This window comes from Streptomyces sp. NPDC007025, from assembly GCF_042869455.1.
Taxonomy (GTDB): Bacteria; Actinomycetota; Actinomycetes; order Streptomycetales; family Streptomycetaceae; genus Streptomyces.
Genome location: NZ_JBIAFT010000011.1, coordinates 207293 through 227285 on the forward strand (window position 1 = coordinate 207293; position 19993 = coordinate 227285).

Annotated in this window: 14 protein-coding genes; all 14 read left to right on the forward strand. The window is 72.7% G+C overall.

From position 1 onward, the window contains the following. The first annotated feature begins 136 nt into the window (after positions 1 to 136). The 14 genes from ACFYMO_RS22440 to ACFYMO_RS22505 all read left to right on the forward strand — a co-directional run bounded on the left by ACFYMO_RS22440 (position 137) and on the right by ACFYMO_RS22505 (position 19993). Positions 137 to 1615: a sugar transferase gene (locus ACFYMO_RS22440; RefSeq protein ID WP_366771550.1), complete on the forward strand. Its 1479-nt coding sequence runs from the start codon at positions 137 to 139 to the stop codon at positions 1613 to 1615. A 73-nt stretch (positions 1616 to 1688) separates the two neighbouring features. After that, positions 1689 to 3017, forward strand: a complete 1329-nt coding sequence (locus ACFYMO_RS22445; protein WP_366771552.1) for a nucleotide sugar dehydrogenase — start codon at positions 1689 to 1691, stop codon at positions 3015 to 3017. Then, entirely contained in the window at positions 3007 to 4269 is a 1263-nt protein-coding gene (locus ACFYMO_RS22450; RefSeq protein WP_388548408.1) for a glycosyltransferase family 4 protein, read from the forward strand. The genes ACFYMO_RS22445 and ACFYMO_RS22450 overlap by 11 nt, the downstream gene beginning before the upstream one ends. Further along, a complete protein-coding gene (locus tag ACFYMO_RS22455) occupies positions 4266 to 5633 on the forward strand; it encodes a Wzz/FepE/Etk N-terminal domain-containing protein (protein ID WP_366771554.1) in 1368 nt (455 codons plus the stop codon). The genes ACFYMO_RS22450 and ACFYMO_RS22455 overlap by 4 nt, the downstream gene beginning before the upstream one ends. Beyond that, positions 5630 to 7162: a Wzz/FepE/Etk N-terminal domain-containing protein gene (locus ACFYMO_RS22460; protein WP_366771555.1), complete on the forward strand. Its 1533-nt coding sequence runs from the start codon at positions 5630 to 5632 to the stop codon at positions 7160 to 7162. The genes ACFYMO_RS22455 and ACFYMO_RS22460 overlap by 4 nt, the downstream gene beginning before the upstream one ends. 3 nt (positions 7163 to 7165) lie before the next feature. Continuing rightward, the gene (asnB, locus tag ACFYMO_RS22465) at positions 7166 to 9100 is read left to right on the forward strand and encodes an asparagine synthase (glutamine-hydrolyzing) (protein WP_388548412.1); all 1935 of its coding nucleotides are present in this window, start codon (positions 7166 to 7168) and stop codon (positions 9098 to 9100) included. 17 nt (positions 9101 to 9117) lie between these two features. Beyond that, complete coding sequence (locus ACFYMO_RS22470) at positions 9118 to 11310, forward strand: bi-domain-containing oxidoreductase (RefSeq protein ID WP_388548415.1); 2193 nt, start codon at positions 9118 to 9120, stop codon at positions 11308 to 11310. Then, entirely contained in the window at positions 11307 to 13250 is a 1944-nt protein-coding gene (locus ACFYMO_RS22475; protein ID WP_366771559.1) for an alginate lyase family protein, read from the forward strand. The genes ACFYMO_RS22470 and ACFYMO_RS22475 overlap by 4 nt, the downstream gene beginning before the upstream one ends. A gap of 8 nt (positions 13251 to 13258) precedes the next feature. Further along, positions 13259 to 14791 (forward strand): right-handed parallel beta-helix repeat-containing protein, encoded by a 1533-nt coding sequence (locus tag ACFYMO_RS22480; RefSeq protein ID WP_366771560.1) that lies wholly within the window; start codon positions 13259 to 13261, stop codon positions 14789 to 14791. A gap of 1 nt (position 14792) precedes the next feature. Beyond that, the gene (locus tag ACFYMO_RS22485; protein ID WP_388548418.1) at positions 14793 to 16028 is read left to right on the forward strand and encodes an O-antigen ligase domain-containing protein; all 1236 of its coding nucleotides are present in this window, start codon (positions 14793 to 14795) and stop codon (positions 16026 to 16028) included. A gap of 2 nt (positions 16029 to 16030) precedes the next feature. Beyond that, positions 16031 to 17278, forward strand: coding sequence for a glycosyltransferase (locus ACFYMO_RS22490; RefSeq protein ID WP_388548420.1), 1248 nt, complete (start codon positions 16031 to 16033; stop codon positions 17276 to 17278). Then, the gene (locus ACFYMO_RS22495) at positions 17275 to 18519 is read left to right on the forward strand and encodes a class I SAM-dependent methyltransferase (protein WP_366771656.1); all 1245 of its coding nucleotides are present in this window, start codon (positions 17275 to 17277) and stop codon (positions 18517 to 18519) included. The genes ACFYMO_RS22490 and ACFYMO_RS22495 overlap by 4 nt, the downstream gene beginning before the upstream one ends. Continuing rightward, entirely contained in the window at positions 18516 to 19349 is an 834-nt protein-coding gene (locus tag ACFYMO_RS22500) for a glucose-1-phosphate cytidylyltransferase (protein WP_366771563.1), read from the forward strand. Before ACFYMO_RS22495 ends, ACFYMO_RS22500 begins: the two co-directional genes overlap by 4 nt. Then, entirely contained in the window at positions 19346 to 19993 is a 648-nt protein-coding gene (locus tag ACFYMO_RS22505) for a PIG-L deacetylase family protein (protein ID WP_388548423.1), read from the forward strand. The genes ACFYMO_RS22500 and ACFYMO_RS22505 overlap by 4 nt, the downstream gene beginning before the upstream one ends.

Here is a 19993-nt window from a genome sequence, read left to right on the forward strand (position 1 = left end):
GGCCTGCGACGGCGGGAGTGCGTGCGCCCGGGCGGGAGCGTTCCCGGGGAAAGGAACAGCGCGGCGCGGGGGCGGATGTCTCCCGGGGAACAGTGATGGGCGAACAGGTCGAACCACTGGCGAGCTGGGGGATTCTGTGCGGCAGGGGGAATTGGTCGACCCGTTACCGTCGGCGCTCGGGCGTCCGGCGGAGGGGGCAGTCAGCCGGCCCGCGAGCGACTGGGAGCAGCGGTACCGCCGTACCGTGATCACCAGCGACACCGTGGTGACCGCCGTTGTGGCGGCGGCGATCGGCATCTTCTTCGGGGCCCGGGACGCGGCCAACTGGCATGAGAAGTGGAGCATCCTCGCGCTCGGCACCGAACTGCTGGTGCTGGGGGCCCTCGCGGTGAGCCGGGCGTGGGCTCCGGCCGTGCTCGGCCAGGGTGCCGAGGAATTCCGCCGGCTCGGACGCTCGCTGTTCACGGCGGTCGTCGTGCTGGCGCTCGGCGGGATAGCCCTGACCTCGCGCAACATCAAACTCTGGATCTTCGTCGCCATCCCCGCGATCGCGCTGCTCACCATGATCGCGCGGTATCTGCTGCGCCTCTCGCTGCACCGGCAGCGGATGGCGGGCAGATGCCTGCGGCCGGTGCTGGCCGCCGGGAGCCCGGACACCGTGCGCGATCTGATATCCCGGGTCCGCAAGTTCCCGCACCTCGGCTGGCGGGTGGAGGCGGTGTGCACGCCGGACGGACTCGGACTGCACGGTGACCACCTGGACGGAGTGCCCGTCGTCGGCCGGCTGGCCGACCTCGCGGGCCACGTCCGCCGGGACGGCTACCGCGTGGTCGCGGTCACCCCGGACCCGCACTGGTCGCCCGAGCAGTTGCAGCGGCTGGCCTGGAACCTCGAGGGCAGCGACGCCGAGATGGTCGTGGCCCCCGTGCTGATGGAAGTAGCGGGCCCGCGGCTGCACGTCGACGCGGTGCTCGGGATACCGCTGTTACGGGTCAGCATGCCGACCTTCACCGGGGGCCGCCGGGCCGTCAAAGAGGTCGTCGACAAGATGGGTGCGACGCTGCTGCTGGTGCTGTTCGCGCCGCTGATGGTGCTCGTCGGGCTCCTGGTGCTGGCGGAAAGCCGAGGCGGCGCGTTCTACCGGCAGCGCAGGGTCGGCAAGGACGGCCGGGAGTTCACCATACTGAAGTTCCGCACCATGGTCGCCGGGGCCGACCGGGCACGCGCCGAGCTGGCCGACCGGAACGAGGGCGCCGGGCTGCTGTTCAAACTCCGCCGGGATCCACGGGTCACCCGGCTGGGAGCGGTGCTGCGCCGGTACTCGATCGATGAACTCCCGCAGCTGTTCAACGTACTGGCCGGATCCATGTCGCTCGTCGGTCCGCGGCCTCCGCTGCCGGAGGAGTCCGCCGCCTACGACCCGGACATCAGGCGGCGGCTGCTGGTCAAACCCGGGCTCACCGGCCTGTGGCAGATCAGCGGGCGCAGCGATCTGCCGTGGGAGGAGGCGGTCCGCCTCGACCTGCGGTATGTGGAGGACTGGTCGCTGGCCCTGGACACGGTGATCTTGTGGAAGACCCTGCGCGTGGTGCTCCACGGGCAGGGGGCCTACTGATGCGCGGCGGCCGTCGTCCGGCCGGTGTGCGGAACGCAGGCCGCAGGGGCCTGCTCTGGGGGAGGAACGTGTCATGAGGGTCAGTGTTCTGGGGCTCGGCTACGTCGGCTGTGTATCGGCCGCGTGCCTGGCCGGCCGGGGGCATCAGGTCGTCGGGGTGGACGTGAACCAGGCGAAGGTCGACCTGGTCAACGCGGGCAGGGCCCCGGTGGTCGAGGAGCGGATCGGCGAACTCGTCGCCGAGGTCGTGCGGACCGGAGCGTTACGCGCCACCGCCGACGTCCGTGAGGCGGTCCTGGACAGCGAGGTGACGCTCGTCTGCGTGGGCACGCCCTCCGAGCCCAACGGCAGCCTGTGCACCGCGTATCTGGAGCGGGTCACCGAGCAGATCGGTGCCGCGCTGGCGGAGCGCGACGGGCGCGGCGGGCGGCAGACCGTCGTGTACCGCAGCACCATGCTCCCCGGTACCTGCCTGAACCTGCTGGTCCCGATTCTGGAGAAGTACGTCGGCGGCACCGCCGGAGTGGACTTCGGGGTCGTGGTCAACCCGGAGTTCCTGCGCGAGGGCACGAGCGTGCGGGACTTCTTCGACCCGCCCAAGACCGTCATCGGCGAGCTCGACCCGGCGAGCGGCGAGGCGGTGGCGGCGCTGTACGACGGTCTGCCCGGCGAGGTCTTCCGGGTGCCGGTCCCGACGGCCGAGGCGATCAAGTACGCCGACAACGCCTTCCACGGCCTCAAGATCGGCTTCGCGAACGAGCTGGGCGCGGTGTGCCAGGCCCTCGGAGTGGACTCGCACCAGGTGATGGACGTGTTCCTGGCCGACCGCAAGCTGAACATCAGCCCGGCCTATCTGCGGCCCGGCTTCGCCTTCGGCGGCTCCTGCCTGCCCAAGGACCTGCGCAGCCTCGTCCACGCGGCCCGGCGGGCCGACGTCTCGGTACCCATCCTCGCCCACGTGCTGCCCTCCAACTCCGACCATCTGCAGCGTGCGGTGGACCTGGTCGAGCGCACCGGCAAGCGGCGCGCCGGACTGCTCGGGCTGTCCTTCAAACCCGGCACCGACGACCTGCGCGAGAGCCCGCTCGTCGAACTGGCGGAACGGCTCTACGGCAGGGGATACGACCTGCGGATCCACGACGCCAACGTGAGCCTCTCCCAGCTGCTGGGCGCCAACCGCGAGTACATCGAGACCCGGCTGCCCCACCTCGCCCAGCTCCTCGCCGACTCCGTCTCCGAGGTGCTCGAACACGCCGAGGTCTGCCTGGTCGGGACCAGGGACCCGGCCGTCCTCTCGGCACTGCCGCCCGCCGGCGAAGGACCGGAGCTGATCGACCTCGTCCACCTCCCCGACGCCGAGGCGCGCCGGGCCGAACAGGGGTACCTGGGCCTTGCCTGGTGACACGAACACCGGCGGCCGGCCGGGCCGGCGCGCGCTGATCCTCGTGGAGAACCTGTCGGTCCCCTTCGACCGACGGGTGTGGCAGGAGTGCAGGACGTTGCACGACGCCGGCTGGGAGGTGCACGTCATCTGCCCCCGCGGAGGGAAACGGGACACCGAGCCGGAGGCGGAGATCGACGGGATACGGATCCACCGCTATCCGCTGCGCGCCGCCACCGGAGGGCCGACCGGGTATCTGCGGGAGTACGGAGCGGCGCTGTGGCACACGGTCCGGCTGGCCCGCAGGGTCGGCCCGGTCGATGTGGTCCACGCCTGCAATCCACCCGACCTGCTGTTCCTCCCGGCACTGTGGCTGAAGCGGCGCGGCGCGCGGTTCGTCTTCGACCAGCACGACCTGGTACCCGAGCTGTACCTCTCCCGGTTCGGCCGCGGCCAGGACCTGCTCCACCGTGCCGTGTGCGCGTTGGAGCGGATGACCTACCGTGCCGCGGACATCGTGCTCGCCACGAACGAGAGCTACCGGGATGTCGCGCTGCGCCGCGGCGGCCGGAGCGCGGCGGACGTCTTCGTGGTGCGCAGCGCGCCCGACACCGACCGGTTCCGCGCCGTGCCGCCGGAGCCGGAGCTGAAGCGGGGCAAGCCGCACCTGCTGTGCTACCTCGGTGTCATGGGCCCGCAGGACGGCGTCGACTACGCCCTGCGCGCCCTCGCGAAGCTGCGCGACGACCTGGGGCGGACCGACTGGCATGCGGTGTTCGTCGGCGCCGGCGACACCTTCGACGCGATGGTGGAACTCTCCCGGCAGCTCGGGCTCTCCGAGCAGGTGAAGTTCACCGGGCGGATCCCGGACGCCGACCTGGTGCGCTACCTGTCCACCGCGGACGTGTGCCTCTCTCCCGACCCGCACAATCCGCTCAACGACGTGTCGACCATGAACAAGGTCCTGGAGTACATGGTGATGGGCCGGCCGATCGTCTCCTTCGACCTGCGGGAGGCCCGGGTCTCGGCCGGAGAGGCGGCCGTCTACGCGCCCGCCGACGACGAGGCCGCGTTCGCCGAGGCCGTCGCGGAGCTGCTGGACGATCCTGCGAAGCGGGCCCGCATGGGCAGGATCGGCCGGGAACGGATCAGCGGGAAGCTCTCCTGGCGGAACTCCCAGCAGTCGCTGCTCGCCGCCTACGCCGCCGCCTGTCGCGACCACCCGGTCGCGACGGGTACCCCGGCCCCGGCGGGCAAGAGGCGACGCCGTTGAGCGACGACACGATACGCCTGCTCACGATCGGGCGGCTGCTCCGCCGACGCCGGCGCCTGCTCGCCGTCCTCGCCGTGCTGGGCGCGCTCATCGGCTACGGCACCTCGGCGCTGTTCCCGCCCCGCTACACGGCGTCGGCGTCGGTACTGCTGCCGGGGCAGTGGGAGGAGCGTGAGCTGCTGACCCAGGTGGAGATCGCGACCAGCTCGGCCGTGGTCGACCGCGCGGCCGCCGCGCTCGACTGGCGGGGTGTCAGTGGTACCGAGCTGCGGGACCGGGTACGTGCCGAGGCGGCGGACGGGAACATCATCACCATCTCCGGTACGGCCGGGACGCCGGAGCGCGCGCAGCAGCTCGCCGACCGGATGGCCCAGCAGTTCGTCACCTTCGCGGCGCGGATCGCGGGCGAGGGCACCGACGCCGACGCGGCGGCGGGGACCGAGGCACTGCGCCAGAAGGTGCGGGATACCGACCGCAGGATCACCGAGCTGGCCGGGGCGGCCGATCCGGGGCGGACCGTGGAGAGCGTGCAGGCCCGCACCGAGCTGGAGAAGCTGCGTACCGCGCTGCAGGAGGCCATGAAGAAGCTGGACGACGCCGCCCCGGCGAGCAGCAGGACCGGTCTGGTCGTCATGGGGCCGGCGGCCCGGCCCACCGGGGAGGCACCGCCGACGACGTTGCAACGGATGGGCGCCGGGGCGCTGCTGTTCTTCCTGCTCGGCGTCGTCGGGCAGCTCGCCGCCGCACGGATGAGCCGCCGGCTGGACAGCGGAGGGGAGATCGCCGCGGCACTGGGCTCGGCGCTGCTGGGCACCGTCGAAGTGCCCGGCGAACAGCTCGCGCACCGCCATGCGGGCCGCGGCCCGGTCCGGATCCGCCGACTGCTGGGTCTGGACACCCGATGGCACGGACCCGCGCCGCGGACGTCCGGCGGCGAGGCCGACAGGCGGATCCGCTGCCGCCGGGTGTGCGCCCGCCTCCGCGAGGAGCTGCCGGCGGCCCCGCGGCGGGTACTGGCCGTGGTACCGGAGGGTGACGTGCTCGGCCGCCGGGCCGCCGAGCAGCTCGCCGCCGAGACCGGGAGCGACCCGCTGCTGCCGGCGGTGGACGTGTCCGCCTCCCGGCCGCTGGTGCCGGATCGCGACACCGAATCCGGTGCCCTGGTCGTGCTCAGTGCCGGCAACTGGACCGCGGAGGAGCTCGGCGGCATCGCCGCGGCGTGTGCGGACGCGGGACACCAGGTCGTCGGTGTCGTCGTCGCCGAACCGGTCCGGGCCCGGCCGGAGCGGCCCGCCGACCGGTCCGCTCAGCCCCCGCAGCAGGCGGTTGCGGTCGGCGGCACCGCGAGGGGAGGCCCGGCGTGACGACGAGCCGGACCGCGGACGCGTCGGGCGCCGCTCCGCTGCTGGATCTCCAGGCGCTGGTCGTGGCGGTGCGCCGGCGCCGGCGCCTCTGGTCTTCCATGGCACTGCTGGGACTGCTGGCCGGTGCGGCCGTGGCGGTCCTGCTGCCCCCGCCGCCGACCGCGGTGACCACGGTGCTGGTCGCGCACCAGGAGGACCAGCCCAACGACACCGGAACCCTGATCCGTACCGACGTCGAGCTGCTGGGCACCACCCGGATCGCGGGCCGGGCCCTGCGGTCCCTCCACTCCTCCGCGGACCCCGAGGACTTCCTGCGGGACTACCGGGGCACCGGCGTGACCAACAACCTGCTGCGGATCGATGTGACGGGTGAGGACGAAGCCCAGGCGGTGGCCCGGGCCGAGGCGCTGGCCCACGCGTTCGTCGCCGACCATGTGCGGCGGATGCGCGAGACCGCCGAAGCCGAGACCAGGGCCCTGCTCGACCAGCGTGACCGGATGCGGGACGAACTCGCGCAGGTCAACAAGTCGATCGGCGGGCGTTCACCGGAGAGCGACCCGAAGGCGTCGGCGCGGATCGAATCGCTCTTCGCCCGCCGGGCCGAACTCAACTCGCGGATCGCCGATTTCGACCAGCGGGCAGCGGAGGCGCGTACCGGCACACCCCGCATCGTCGCCGGAACGCAGATCGTCGACGCCCCGCGCGCGGTGCACCACTCGCTGCCCGCGGCCGCCGCCACCGACGCAGCGATCGGGCTCGTCCTGGGGCTCGCCCTCGGGCTCGCGGTGGCCGCGGTCGGCGCTGTGGTGGCGGACCGCCCCGTGCTGCGGCGGGAGATCGCGGCGAACCTGGGTGCCTCGGTCCTCGCGGAACTGCCCCTCCGGACGGGCAGGCTGTGGCAGCCGAGGCGGAAGCGGGCGGCGCATGAACGGCTCACCGCGACCCTGGCCCGCACCGTGCGAGGCTCCGCCGAACCGCTGTCGCTGCTGGAGCTGGGGTGCGCGCGCCGCACGAGCGTGCTCGCCCTGGACCTGGCCGAAACCCTCGCGGCGGACGGGCCGGTGGCGGTCCTCGACGGTCTGCCCGGCCCGCACCTCGCCAACGCCAACCGCCGCCGGCCGCCGGACGACCCGGTCGTGCTGGCCGGCGGTGAGCGGGCCGCGGACGCCGAGCGCCCGGAACGCCGGCTCGGCGTCGGCTCGGTCGCGCCCGGTACGGCCTGGACCGACCTGAGGCACCTGGGAAGCCGGACCGTCCTGGTCGTGCGCGCCGGGCACGGCAGCGCCGCCTGGCTGCACACGGTGGCGCGGCAGCTGGCGGACCAGCACATCCCGGTGCTCGGCGTGGTGCTGATCGACCCCGACCCGCGGGACCGGACCGACGGCACCCTCTGGGACGGCGCGCACACCGCGCCACGCGGCCGGGACGAACGCCCGGCGGCCCGGCGGAACGGGACGGCCGCCCCGCAGTCGGAACGGCTGCCCGTGCCGGCTGCTCGGGTCCCGGACAGCGACCAGGAGGCGAGATAGGACATGTGCGGCATCACAGGAACGTACCGATGGCCGGATGGGAAGGGTGTCACCGACCGGCTCACCGACACCCTCGCCCATCGCGGCCCGGACGGGTCGGGACGCTACAGTCACCCTCTCGGCGACGGGGAGGTGCACCTGGGGCACCGCCGGCTGGCCGTCGTCGACCTGTCCGGGACCGGCGCCCAGCCGATGGCCGCGGACGGCCTCGTCCTGACCTACAACGGCGAGCTGTACAACGCACCCGAGCTGCGTGCGGAACTTGCGGCCCGCGGGGTGCGCTTCCGCGGTACCTCCGACACCGAGGTGCTGCTGGAGGCCTGGCGGCGCTGGGGTACGGACTGCCTGCCCCGGCTGCGCGGCATGTTCGCCTTCGCCGTCTTCGACGAGCGCACCGGAGAGCTGGTGCTCGCCCGCGACCAGCTCGGCATCAAGCCGCTGTTCCTGCTCCGGCGGGGTACGGGCCTGGTGTTCGCCTCCGAGCTGAAGGCCCTGGCGGCCGTCACCGGCGGGTCGATGCAGGTGGACCCCGCGGCGATGGTGGCCTCGCTGCTGTACTACTGGGTGCCGGACTCACGGTGTGCCCTTCGCGGGGCGGAGAAGCTGCCGCCGGGCAGCTGGCTGAGGTGCCGGCCCGACGGGCGGGTGGAGAGCGGCCGGTACTGGGACCTGCGCCAGGTCGCGGCCGAGGGCCGGGAGCGTGCCCGGGCCGGGGAGCAGCCGGATCTCGCCGCCGTCGTCGAGGAGTCGACCCGGCGCCATCTGCTGTCCGACGTACCTGTGGCGACCTTTCTCTCCGGCGGTCTGGACTCCAGCTATCTCACCGCGCTGGCGGCCCGCGACCTGCCCGGGATCTCCGCCTACACGATCGGATTCCGCGCCGAGGACGCCAGATTCGAGGCGATGCCGGACGACCTGCGCCACGCCCGGCGGGTCGCCGAACGGTTCGGCGTCGACCTGCGGGAGATCGAGATCGCTCCGGACGTGCTCGATCTGCTGCCGCGGATGACGTACCACCTGGACGAGCCGATCGGCGACCCCGCCGCGATCAACACGTTCCTGATCTGCTCGGCCGCCCGGGAGGCCGGGGTGAAGGTGCTGCTCTCGGGGATGGGCGCGGACGAGCTGTTCGCCGGATACCGCAAGCACCTGGCCAACCTGCTCGCGGTGCGCTACCGGCGCGTTCCGCGGCCGCTGCGGCGCGGTCTCTCCAGGGCCGTGGACCGGCTGCCGGTCGCCTCGGCCCGCCGCGGGTACCGGTCGGTGCGTTTCGCCAAGCGGTTCCTCTCCTTCGCGGACCTGCCGGAGGAGACCGCGTTCCGGCGCAGCTACACCATGTACGACCGGGACGAACTGCTCGCCCTGGTCGATCCGGACCTGGCCGGGACGGTCGAGGACGTGTTGACCGAGCATGCGGACGTCTACCGGGACAACGAACTCGACGACTTCGTCAACCGCATGTGCCTGGCCGATGCCCGGATGTTCCTGCCGGGCCTGAACCTCACCTATACCGACCGGTCGAGCATGGCCGCCTCGACCGAGGTACGGGTGCCCTACGTGGACGTCGAGGTGGTCAGGGCGGCATTCGCCGTGCCGGGCGAGCGCAAGATCACCGGACGGCAGGGCAAGGCCGTCCTGAAGGAGGCGGCCGCCTCGATCCTGCCCGAGGAGATCGTCCACCGGCCCAAGGGCCTCTTCAGCGCTCCGCTGCGGGCCTGGATGAGCCGCGATCTGGCGCCGCTGGTGCGCGAGGTGCTGCACGACGGTGTGCTCGTCGAGTCCGGGTTCCTGCGCCGTGACGCGCTGGAGCGGCTTGTCGCCGAGGACGCCGCCGGGCAGCGGGACCACGCCAAACATCTGTGGCACGTGCTGACCCTCGAGTACTGGTACCGCGGCGCGACCTCCGGGGTCGGCCACAACCCTCAGCTGACGGTGTAGAGACAAGAGGACTTCGGGTGAAACAGGTTGTGCAGAACTACAAGAGCGGCGAGCTGACGGTGCTCGACGTGCCGGTACCGGGGTGCAAGCCCGGGGGTGTACTGGTCCGCAGCGCCTACTCGCTGATATCCACCGGGACCGAGCTGATGAAGGTCTCCGAGGCCGGGATGTCGATGCTGGGCAAGGCCCGCTCCCGCCCGGACCAGGTGGCCAAGGTCATGCAGAGCGTGGCCACCAACGGGGTGCCCGCCACCTACCGCAAGGTGATGGGCAAGCTGGACTCCTGGACGCCGCTGGGCTACTCGCTGTGCGGGGTGGTCGAGCAGGTCGGCACGGGGATCGACGACGTCGCGGTGGGCGATCACGTGGCCTGCGCCGGCAATGAGCACGCGCTGCACGCCGAGCTGAACTGGGTGCCGAAGAACCTCTACGCCCGGGTGCCGGACGGTCTCGCGCCGCGGCACGCGGCGTTCGGGACAGTGGGGGCGATCGCGCTGCAGGGTGTCCGCCGCGGCGAGCCGCAGCTGGGCGACGTGGCGCTGGTCGTCGGCCTCGGGCTGATCGGGCAGCTGGTGGTGCAGCTGCTGGCCGCCTCGGGAGTCCGTGTCGTCGGGGCGGACCCGGACCCGGCGCGCTGCGAACTCGGCGCCCGGCTGGGCGCGGTGGCCTGCGGCGATCCCGCGTCCGTCGCGGTGGCGACGGCCGTCGCGGAACTCAGCGGCGGGCACGGCGTGGACCAGGTGTATCTTGCCGCCGGCGGCGGCAGCAACGAACCCGTCGAGCTGGCCGCCCGGCTGAGCCGGGACCGCGGCCGGGTCGTCGACATCGGCAAGTGCCGCCTGGACCTGCCGTGGAACGCGTACTACGAGAAGGAACTCGACGTACGGTTCTCCCGCAGCTACGGTCCCGGGCGCTACGACCCGGAGTACGAGCTCGCCGGGCGGGACTATCCGATCGGCTACGTGCGCTGGACCGAACGCCGCAACCTGGCATGCTTCCTCGACCTCCTGGCCCGCGGCGCCGTCGACGCGGAGCCCCTCGTCTCCCAGGTCGCCGACTTCGACGACGCCGTCGAGACCTACCGGCGCCTGGCGGACGGCGACCTGAAGGCCGTGGCCGTGCTGTTCCGGTACCCGGGACCCGCCGGACGGCCGGCGGACCCGGCGGCACCCGAGGTGGCCGTACCGGCGGTGCGGCGCCGCGGCGCCGCGGCGTCCGTCCCCGCCCGGGCGGCCGCCGCACCGGTGCGGCTGGCGTTCGTCGGTGCGGGCAACTACGCGTCGTCGATGCTGCTGCCGCACCTGGCCCAGCGGGACGGTGTCGCGCTGTCGACGGTCGTGACCACGACGGCGCTCTCGGCCGCCAACGCGAAGCGGAAGTTCGGCTTCGCCGAGGCGACCACCGATCTCGACGGCGTGCTCGGCGATCCGGCCGTCGACGCGGTGTTCGTGGTCACCCGGCACAGTTCGCACGCCGAACTGACCCGCAAGGCGCTGCTGGCCGGGAAGGCGGTCTTCGTGGAGAAGCCGCTGGCCCTCACCGAGGACGAGCTGGCCGGTGTGCTGGCGGCGGTGGAGGAGTCCGGCAACGACCGGCTGCAGGTGGGCTTCAACCGCCGGTTCGCGCCGCTGCTGCGTCAGGCCAGGAAGCGGTTCGGCGCCCGGACCGGTCCGGCGAGCGTCCGCTACCTGGTCAACGCCGGCCGGCTGGAGCACGGCAGCTGGTACCTCCGGCAGGGAACGGAGGGCTCCCGGTTCACCGGGGAGGGCGGGCACTTCATCGACACGGTGAGCTGGCTGCTCGGAGGCGATCCGGTCGCGGTGTACGCGGTCGCCACACCCGACAACGAGGACCTCCAGGTCGTGCTGCGCTACCCGGACGGGTCGACCGCCACTCTCGGCTACGTCACCTCCGGATCGCCCGGCTTCCCCAAGGAGACGCTGGACCTCGTCGCGGACGGCAAGGTGCTGCGGCTCGACGACTTCGTACGGGCCTCGGTACACGGCCCCGAGCGGTGGGCCTCGCCGCGGCTGTCCAGGACCCGGGACAAGGGGCAGCGCACCGAGCTGGCCGCTTTCCTCAGCGCGGTGCGCACCGGCGGGCCGATGCCGGTGCCGCTGGAGTCGCTCGCCGCCACCACGGCGGCCACCCTCGCCGTGCGCACCGCGCTGGTCGGCGGCGCACCGGTGACCCTGGCGGCGCCGCGATGACGATGAGCGCGGGCTGGTACCTGCGGCGGCTCTCCCGCATGGGTGCCGGGGAGGCTGTCGGCCGTGCGGGCGACGCGGTGCGCAGGCGGCGCTGGCGGTCCCTGCGGCCGGACTGTCCGCGGGTGACCGGCGCCCGGTTCACCTCCGTACTGCCCGCCGGAGCACTCGCCGCGGTGCCCCCGGAAGCCGCGAAACGGCTCGTCGCCGAGGCGGACCGGCTGCTGGAGGGGCACGCCGCCCACTTCGGCGTGGAGCGCGCCGACCTGGCCGACCCGGACTGGTGGTACGACCCGAAGACCGGGCGCCGTGCGCCGCGCGGCTACGCCTTCGACGTGCCCTACCGGGACGAGGACGCGGTCGGGGACATCAAGCAGATCTGGGAACTCTCCCGGCACCAGTACCTCACCGTGCTCGCCGCCGCCTACGCGCTCACCGGCGACGAGCGCTACGCCCAGCGGACTGCCGCTCATCTGTGGTCGTGGTGGCGGGCCAACCCGCCGCTGTGCGGTGTGCACTGGGTCAGCGGCATCGAGCTGGGGATCCGGCTGCTCTCCTGGGTGTGGATCCGTCGGCTGCTGGAGGGCTGGCCGGGCGCGGGGGAGCTGTTCGAGGACAACCCGGTGGCGCTGGCCCAGATCTGGCACCACCAGCGCTGGCTGGCCGCCTTCCCCAGCCGCGGATCGTCGGCGAACAACCACATCATCGCCGAGGCCGCCGGACAGTCCGCGGCGGCCTGCGCGTTCGGGTGGTTCCCCTCCTCCGCACGGTGGCGGGCCGAGGCGCTGCGGACACTGGAGCGGCAGTTGCGCAGCAACACCTTCGCCTCCGGCCTGAACCGTGAGTCGGCCACCGAGTACCACGGACTCGTCCTGGAGCTCGGCCTGGCCGCGCTGGCCGAGGCGGACGCCGCCGGTGTCCCCGCCCCCGCCTCGATCCGGCCGGTGCTGCTGCGGATGACCGACGCGCTGGCGGCCGTACTGGACAGCCGCCTGCGGCCGCCGCGCCAGGGGGACGCGGACGACGGGCACGGGCTGGTCCTGGACGGCGCGGGCACCGACCGCTGGGCCTCGCTGCTGGCCACCGGGGACGCCGTCTTCGGCGGGCTCGCCTGGTGGCCGGCGGTTACCGGGACCGATGTGCGCACCCCGCTGCTGGCCGCGCTCCTCCGGCCCACCGAACCAGCCATGCCCCGGCCCGCCGTCCGCCCGGCTCACTTCGCCGACGCGGGCATGACCATCCTGCGCGGCCCGGGGGAGATCTGGTGCCGCTGCGACGGCGGTCCGCACGGCTTCCTGTCCATCGCCGCGCACGCCCACGCGGACGCGCTGTCCGTGGAGGTCCGGCACGACGGGGTGGACATACTCGCCGACCCGGGAACGTACTGCTACCACGGGCAGCCCGGGTGGCGGCAGTACTTCCGATCCACCCTGGGCCACAACACCCTGCAACTGGACGGCACCGACCAGTCCGCCTCCGGCGGGCCGTTCCTGTGGACCCGGCACGCCCGCAGCCGCGTCCTGTTCGCGGACCCGTCCGCGGAGGGCGCGGCCCGCTGGTGCGCCGAGCACGACGGCTACCGGCACTCCGTGCACCGCCGCCGGGTGGAGCTGACCTCCGCGGACCGGGAGCTGCGGATGGTCGACGAGGTACGCGGACCACGCCGGGCCGCGCGCCTGGCGTTCCATCTCGGCCCGGCGATCACCGCGGAACTCGTCGAGAACCGGGCCGTGCTCAGCTGGCTGCGGGACGGCGAGGACCGCTCCGCCGTGCTCGAACTGCCCGAGCGGCTGACCTGGCGGGCCCACCGTGGCGAGACCGACCCGCCACTGGGCTGGTACTCCGCCGGGTTCGGGCGCAAGGAACCCGCCACGACACTGGTCGGCAGCGGGTTCACCGACAGCACCGAGGGATTCGTCACCGTACTCAGGTTCCGCGGTTAGGGGGACGCGTGGGGATCGAACGGCGGCACCGGGCGTTACCGGTGGCGGTGCCGGTACTGGCCCTGGTGGCGGCGACCGGCTGTGTGGGCACACCCGGCGCCCCGGCACAGCCCGGCGCCGCGCCGCCCCCGCCCGCGGCCCGGCCGGCGGCCAGGGTGTGCGCCGAGCCCGCGGACGGTCCGGCCAAGCCGCCCGCGGACGCGGTTCAGGTCGACCCCGCGGTGGTCGGCGACCTGGCCGCGAAGACCCGGAGCAACCCACCGAACACCGTCTTCTGGCTCCGGCCGGGCGAGCACCGACTCGAGCGGGACCGCCACGCCCAGGTCGTCCCCAAGAAGGGGAACAGCTACCTCGGTGCGCCGGGCGCGGTGCTCGACGGCCGGAAGACCAACCAGTACGCGTTCGGCGGCAGCGCCCGCGACGTCACCATCCGGCACCTGACCGTGCAGGGCTTCGTCGCGCCGCACGACGAGGGCGTGGTCAACCACGATTCGGCCGACGGATGGGCGATCGAGCACGCCAGGATCCAGTACAACTCGGGCGCCGGACTGATGGCCGGTGCCCGCCAGCGGGTCCGCGCCAGTTGCCTGCGCGGCAACGGGCAGTACGGGATGAACGCCTACAAGGCGTCCGGCGGTATCAGCGGCCTGGTGGTCGAGGACAACGAGATCGCGGACAACAACCGGGACGACTGGGAGCGGCGGCGGCCCGGCTGCGGCTGCACCGGCGGTGTCAAGTTCTGGGCCGTCGACGGCGCCGACGTCCGCGGCAACTGGGTGCACGACAACCGCGGAGCCGGACTGTGGGCGGACACCAACAACAACGACTTCCGCATCGAGGACAACGTCCTGGAGGCCAACGACGGCGCCGCGCTGATCTACGAGGCCAGCTACAACGCGGTCATCCGCAAGAACACCATCCGGCGCAACAACTGGGTCGAGGGCCGCAGATACGCCGACCGCGGGGACAGCTTCCCGTTCGCGACCGTCTACCTGTCCGAAGCCGGCGGCGAACCGCGGATCCCGGCCCGCACGGACAGGATGGAGATCTACCGCAACGTGCTGGAGAACAACTGGTCCGGGATCACCCTGTGGGAGAACGCCGACCGGTTCTGCAACAGCCCGGCCAACACCTCCACCGGCTCCTGCACGCTGCTGGTGAAGGACACCGACCGCTGCACGCGTCCGGATATCGCCGGCCCGCCGCTCTACAGCGACTGCCGGTGGAAGACCCAGCGCGTGGACATCCACCACAACCGCTTCGTGCTGGACACCTCCGTCGTCGAGTGCACGGTCAAGTGCGACCGCATGGCTCTGCTGGCCAACTACGGCACCTATCCGGACTGGTCGCCCTACCAGGGCGACCGGGTGGCCGAGGCGATCACCCGCAAACAGCACAACCGCTGGCACGACAACGTCTACCTGGGACCGTGGAGCTTCGTCGCCCACGACCCGAGCCGGGTCCTCGACCCGGGCCAGTGGCAGGCCGCGCCCTACCGGCAGGACACGGGCAGCACCTTCCGGCCCCTGGGCGGTGGGTGAGATGGGACAGCGCACACCGAGGACCGTCGGAGTCGTCTGGGGACTGCTGATCCTCAACACGCTCGGCTCCGCCGGGGCGAAGACCATCATCCCGCTGCCCCGCTCCCTCATCCAACTGGTCACCATGGGCGCGCTGGTGGCCGCGTTCGCGCTGGCACTCGTGCTCAATCCCCGGCTGCGCATCCGGCCCGGCGGCTATCTGCTCCTGCTCACCCTCCTGCTGGTGCCGAGCGTGATCTCCAGCGCGAATCCGGAATCCGGACTCGGCGCGCTGTTCCGCTGCACCCGGCTGGCCCTCTTCGTCAGCACCCTGTGGCTGCTCAGCCGCTGGTGGGACGGCAGTTCGACGTTCGTCAGACACCACATCCGGATGTATCTGGCGGTGCTCGGGTCGGTGGCCGCAGGTGCTCTCCTCTCGCCGGGCGCCGCCCTGCCCGACCTCTACGGCGGGCGGCTGGTCGGCGCACTGTGGCCGCTGACCCCGCCGCAGATCGGGCAGTACGCCGCCGTGCTCATCGGGCTCACCGTGCTGCTCCTGCTGGGCCACCGGACCGACAAGGGCAGCGCGGCGGCTGTCATCGTGCCGTCAGCCGTTCTCCTCGCGCTGACCCACACCCGGACGGCCACCCTCGGCCTGTTCGCCGGGCTGGCGCTGGCGATCGGCTCGCTCGTCCTGACCAGCGCCGCGGCGCGCAGGTTCTTCGTGTGGACCGTGCTGTGCGCCGCGTTGGCCGCGGTGGGATTCGGCCCCGCGCTGCGGGCATGGTTCCTGCGCGGGCAGAGCCAGGAGAACTTCACCAGCCTCACCGGCCGGGCCAAGGTCTGGGACGCCCTGCTGGCGGCACCCCGCACGGCCGTCGAGCAGTTGTTCGGCGCCGGCCTGGGCGACAAGTCGTTCGGCGGGCTGCCGATCGACAACAGCTGGCTGGCCGTCTACCAGGAGCAGGGCCTGACCGGTATCGCCCTCGTGGCGGCGCTCTTCGTGGTGCTGGGCGGCGGCGCGCTGCTGCGGCCCCCGTCGCTCTCCCGGGCCTGCGCGATCTTCCTGATCAGCTACTGCGCCATCGCCTCCTACACCGAGGCCGGGCTGGGCGACGCCTCGCCCTATCTGCTGCATCTGGCCGTCGCCGCCTCGCTGCTGGCCGCACCCGCCGAGGCCCCGGCCCTCTCGCCGCCCGGCGGCTCCGGAAGCCGCGGTGGGCCGCACGCCCTGAGTCCGAACCGGGAGGTGACCTGAGCATGCACGTACTCGTGGTGCACAACCGCTACGCCTCGGCGCAGCCGAGCGGGGAGAACAAAGTCGTCGACCAGGAGGTCGGGCTGCTGCGCGCGGCCGGACACCGGGTCGGGGTCTTCGAGCGGCGCAGCGACGACATCGCCGCCCGCTCCCTGCCGGGCAAGGCCGCGCTGCCGCTGCTGGTCCCGTGGAACCCGCGGGTCCGCGCCGAGCTCACCGCCCGGCTCCGCGCCGAGCGGCCGGACGTGGTGCACGTCCACAACGTCTTCCCGCTGCTGTCGCCCGCGGTGCTGGCCGCCTGCGCCGACGCCGGTGTGCCCGCCGTCGCCACCCTGCACAACTACACCCAGGTCTGCCCGCCCGGCACGCTGCAGCGCGACGGGCGGCCGTGCACCGAGTGCGTGGGCGCGGCACCGCTGCCCGCCGTCCGGCACGGCTGCTATCGCGGCTCCCGGCTGGCGACGGTGCCCCTCGCGGTCAGTCTGACGGTCAACCGGCGGCGCTGGTGGTCCGGCGTCGAGCGGTTCCTGTGCATCTCCGCGGCGCAGCGCGATGTCCTGGTGCGGGCCGGCATGCCCCCCGGGCGGCTGGCGGTGAAGCACAACTTCGTGCCCGATCCGGGCGGCTGCCGAGCGGGCCCCGGCGAGCATCTGCTGTATCTCGGCCGGCTCGCGGAGGCCAAGGGTGTCCGGCTGCTCATGGCCGCATGGGACCGGATCGCCGCGGCGGGCGGTGTGGGCGTGCCTCTGGTGGTCGCCGGAACCGGACCGCTGGAGGGCGAGGTGAGCGCCTGGGCGGCGGGCCGCCACGACGTGCGGTACGTGGGCCTGTACGACCCGGAGCAGTGCCGGCAGGTGGTCGCGGGGTCGGTCGCAGTGGTGGCCCCCTCGACCTGGCTGGAGGCGTTCGGCCTGGTGGTCGTGGAGGCCATGGCGGCGGGGGTACCGGCGGTCGCCGCCGGGCACGGCGCCTTCGTCGAACTCGTCGAGGACGGGGTGAGCGGCCTGCTGCACCGGCCGGGAGACGCGGCCTCGCTCGCCTCCTGCATCCGCCGGATCGCGGACCGGCCGGCCCGCAACCGGGAGCTGGGCCGAGCGGCCCGGCAGCGATACGAGCAGGACTTCAGCCCGGCTGTCGGGCTGGAGCGCCTGGTGGAGGAGTACCGCACCGCGATCGCGGGTCGGTCAGCACCGGATCGCGCCGGGGACGGCTCGGCGCGCAGGGGGGATGGGGACAGCAGATGCAGATGACACGATGCCGGCTCTGCGGCGCGGAAGCGCTGGCGAGTGTGGTCGACCTCGGTGCGACGCCACCGTGCGAGAGCTTCCTGGCCGCGGACCAACTCGACCAGCCGGAGCCGACCTACCCGCTGCACCTGCGGGTGTGCACCGAGTGCCGGCTCGCGCAGATCCCGCCGCTGATCACGCCGGAGGACACGTTCACGCAGTACGCGTACTTCTCCTCCTTCTCGACTTCCTGGGTGGAGCACGCACGCACGTTCGTCGCCGACGCCGTGCGCAAGCTCGCCCTCGACTCCGCGGAGAAGGACGCCTTCGTGGTCGAGGTCGCGAGCAACGACGGGTATCTGCTGCGGCACCTGGTCGACCGGGGGATCCGCTGCCTGGGCATCGAACCGTCGGTGAACGTCGGCGTCGCGGCACGGGACGCGGGCGTCCCGACCCGCACGGAGTTCCTGGACGCGGCCACCGGTTCGGCCGTCCGCGCCGAGCACGGAGCGGCGGACCTGGTCGTGGCGAACAACGTGTACGCGCACATCCCCGACGTGGTCGGGTTCACGCGGGGGCTGCGCGCCTTGGTCGCGGACGACGGCTGGGTCTCGATCGAGGTGCAGCACCTGCTGACCCTGATCGAGCAGAACCAGTACGACACGATCTACCACGAGCACTTCCAGTACTACACGGTCGCTTCCGCGGCCCGGGCACTGGCCACCGGCGGACTGGCGCTCGTGGACGTCGAACTGCTGCCCACCCACGGTGGCTCCATCCGGCTGTGGGCCCGGCCGACCGGCGCAGCAGGGGAGCCGACGCCGCGGGTCGCCGAGGTGCTGGACCGGGAGAAGGCCGCCGGACTGCACGAGCTGACCGGCTACACCGAATTCTCCGCGCGAGTGGCGAAGGTGCGCCGGGACCTGCTGCGGTTCCTGATCGAGGCGGCCGAGCGTGGTGAGACGGTCGTCGGCTACGGCGCCCCCGGCAAGGGCAACACCCTGCTCAACCACTGCGGCATCCGGCCCGACCTGCTCCCGTACACGGTCGACCGCAACCCCTACAAGCACGGCAGGTTCACCCCGGGCACCCGGATTCCCATCCTGCCGCCCGAGCAGATCGGCACCGACCGGCCGGACTACGTGCTGGTCCTCCCCTGGAACCTGCGCACCGAACTGGTCGAGCAGCTGTCCTACGTGCACGCCTGGGGCGGCCGACTGGTCTTTCCCATCCCGGAACTGAGCATCGTCGAGGTCACATCATGAAGGTCGTACTGTTCTGCGGCGGCTACGGACTGCGGATGCGCAGCGGAGCCTCCGACGACATCCCCAAACCGATGGCGATGGTCGGGCCGCGGCCGCTGATCTGGCACGTCATGCGCTACTACGCGCACTACGGGCACACGGAGTTCATCCTGTGCCTCGGATACGGGGCGCACCACATCAAGAACTTCTTCCTCACCTACGAGGAGACCACCTCCAACGACTTCGTGCTGCGCAACGGGCGGACCGAGCTGCTGTCCACCGACATCGCCGACTGGACGATCACGTTCGCGCAGACCGGCATCGAATCGCCGATCGGGGAGCGGCTTCGCCGGGTGCGCGAGCACCTGGACGGCGACGAGATGTTCCTGGCCAACTACGCCGACGTGCTCACCGACGCCCCGCTGCCGCAGATGATCGAGCGCTTCAGCCGGCGCGACGCCGGTGCGTCGATGATGGTGGTGCCGCCGCAGTCCTCCTTCCACTGCGTGGACCTGGGCGAGGACGGGCTGGTCGGGGGCATCACCGCGGTGAGCGACCTGCCGTTGTGGGAGAACGGCGGCTACTTCGTGCTCCGCCGGGAGATCTTCGACCACATACCGGAGAACGGCGACCTGGTCGCCGACGGATGCGCCCGACTGGCCAAGCAGGGCCGGCTGGTGGCGCACCGGCACCGCGGGTTCTGGAAGCCGACCGACACCGTCAAGGAGCGGGCCGCGCTCGACGCCGCCTACGCCCGGGGCGACCGCCCGTGGGCCGTGTGGGAACGGGACGGTGCCGGAGCGGCCGCAGCCGCGCCCGGCAGCGGGTACGGCGCCGGAGTCGGCGCGTGATCCGGCTCGGCGCCGGGTGCCTGGAGCGGGTCGCCGCGGTGGGCGCGCACTGCGACGACATCGCCATCGGAGCGGGCGGCACGCTGCTGGCGATGTGCCGGGCGCGGCCGGGCCTCCGCGTCGACGCACTGGTGCTCTCCGGCGGTGGCGGCGAGCGGGAACAGGAGGAACGGGCCGCGCTCGCCGCCTTCTGCCCGGGCGCCGAACTGCGGCTGACGGTGCTCAAGCTGCCCGACGGCCGGCTGCCGTCACACTGGGACGAGGCCAAGGCCGCGGTCGAGGAACTGCGTGCGGAGACCGACCCGGACCTCGTGCTGGCACCCCGCACCGACGACGCGCACCAGGACCACCGCTGCCTGGCGAAGCTGATGACCACCGCGTTCCGCGACCACCTCGTGCTCGGCTACGAGATCGTCAAGTGGGACGGCGACCTCGGCCGTCCGGCGGCCTACCAGCCGCTGTCGCCGGAACACGCCGAAGAGAAGGTGCGGCTGCTGCAGGAGCACTACCCATCGCAGCGGCACCGGCCCTGGTACGACCACGAAGTCTTCCTGGGCCTCGCGCGGATCCGCGGCGTCGAATGCCACACGCGCTACGCGGAGGCGTTCGCCGTCACCAAACTCACTCTCGACCTGGGGGACTGA

Bases quoted from the DNA above. Each gene is read 5' to 3' on its own strand.
- ACFYMO_RS22495 (WP_366771656.1), top strand. From the start codon at position 17,275: ATGACACGATGCCGGCTCTGCGGCGCGGAAGCGCTGGCGAGTGTGGTC.
- ACFYMO_RS22475 (WP_366771559.1), top strand. From the start codon at position 11,307: ATGACGATGAGCGCGGGCTGGTACCTGCGGCGGCTCTCCCGCATGGGT.
- ACFYMO_RS22500 (WP_366771563.1), top strand. From the start codon at position 18,516: ATGAAGGTCGTACTGTTCTGCGGCGGCTACGGACTGCGGATGCGCAGC.
- ACFYMO_RS22485 (WP_388548418.1), top strand. From the start codon at position 14,793: ATGGGACAGCGCACACCGAGGACCGTCGGAGTCGTCTGGGGACTGCTG.
- asnB (WP_388548412.1), top strand. From the start codon at position 7,166: ATGTGCGGCATCACAGGAACGTACCGATGGCCGGATGGGAAGGGTGTC.
- ACFYMO_RS22445 (WP_366771552.1), top strand. From the start codon at position 1,689: ATGAGGGTCAGTGTTCTGGGGCTCGGCTACGTCGGCTGTGTATCGGCC.
- ACFYMO_RS22490 (WP_388548420.1), top strand. From the start codon at position 16,031: ATGCACGTACTCGTGGTGCACAACCGCTACGCCTCGGCGCAGCCGAGC.